This window comes from Sandarakinorhabdus rubra, from assembly GCF_010994245.1.
GTDB lineage: Bacteria > Pseudomonadota > Alphaproteobacteria > Sphingomonadales > Sphingomonadaceae > Sandarakinorhabdus > Sandarakinorhabdus rubra.
In genome coordinates this window covers 1-994 of record NZ_WMHO01000396.1, presented here as the reverse complement: position 1 = coordinate 994, position 994 = coordinate 1, and the positions used below count along the sequence as shown (strand labels likewise).

At 72.7% G+C, this 994-nt stretch carries 2 protein-coding genes; both read left to right on the top strand.

Features of this window, described 5'->3' with window-relative positions; genetic code table 11:
* The coding region (locus GJV64_RS14800) for an HRDC domain-containing protein (protein ID WP_205599664.1) at positions 1–444 on the top strand (444 nt) is incomplete at its 5' end.
* 64 nt (positions 445–508) lie between these two features.
* Positions 509–811: a hypothetical protein gene (locus tag GJV64_RS14795; protein WP_164158259.1), complete on the top strand. Its 303-nt coding sequence runs from the start codon at positions 509–511 to the stop codon at positions 809–811.
* Positions 812–994 lie beyond the last annotated feature (183 nt).

Here is a 994-nt window from a genome sequence, read left to right as displayed (position 1 = left end):
TGGCCGGCTGACCAGTGGCGCGCGCTGGCCCGCCAGCTGGAGGCCATGGACGCGCTGGAGCGGGACCCGGAGCACGGCGGCCTGATCCTCGGCCCGGCGGCCCGCCCGATCCTGAAGGGCGAGGTGGCGATCAGCCTGAAGCGGGCGCCGCTGCGCAGCCGCCAGGGCAGGAGTGACCGGGCCGAGCGCAGCGCCAGCGCCGGGCTTGATGCGGCCGACACGCCGCTGTTCGAGGCGCTCAGGGCCTTGCGTCGCACGCTGGCGGCCGAAGCCGGGGTGCCGCCCTATGTGGTGTTCCATGATTCGACGCTGCGCGCCATGGCCGCGAACCGGCCGGACAGCCTGGCGGCGCTGGGCCGAGTGCCGGGCGTGGGCGCCGCCAAGCTGGAGCGTTGGGGACCGGCCTTCCTTTCAGCCATCACCAGTGCGACAGCCGCGGCCTAGGGCGTCTTCATCATCAATTCACCTTGCCGGCACCACGATGGCCGCCATCAAGAGGGAGACACGCATGACCAAGAACAGCCTGATGATCGCCGCCCTGCTGAGCCTTGCCGGCCCGGTCGCAACCCCCGTTCTGGCCCAGAACAACGGCCCGGTGCTCTATGAAACCGGCGGCAAGCGCTACAACAGCCTCGCCGAATGCCAGCGCGCCAAGAAGCGCGCCAAGGACCGGGCAACCGTGGCTGGCGCCGCCATCGCCGGGGCAGGCGCTGCCTTGCTGGGCGGCAACCTGGGCGAAACCGCGCTCGTTGCCGGGGCCGGCGCGCTGGCCGGACGCGAGATCGGCCGGCGCACCGTGAAACAGTGCTGATGGATCGAGGGGCCGGGATCAGCCGCCGGTGCGGCTGATCCGGCCAAGCGGGTGCCAGCCCAGCGCGTTGGCTTCGAACCCTTGCAGGCCGCCCGCCACCAGGGCCCAGCGCACCGGTCGCAGCAACGGGATGAAGGCCGGATCGGCGAGCAGCGCCGCCTCCGCCCGCTCGGCAGCGGCGGC

Excerpts from the sequence above, each read along its gene's own strand:
- GJV64_RS14795 (WP_164158259.1), top strand. The coding sequence starts at position 509 with ATGACCAAGAACAGCCTGATGATCGCCGCCCTGCTGAGCCTTGCCGGC.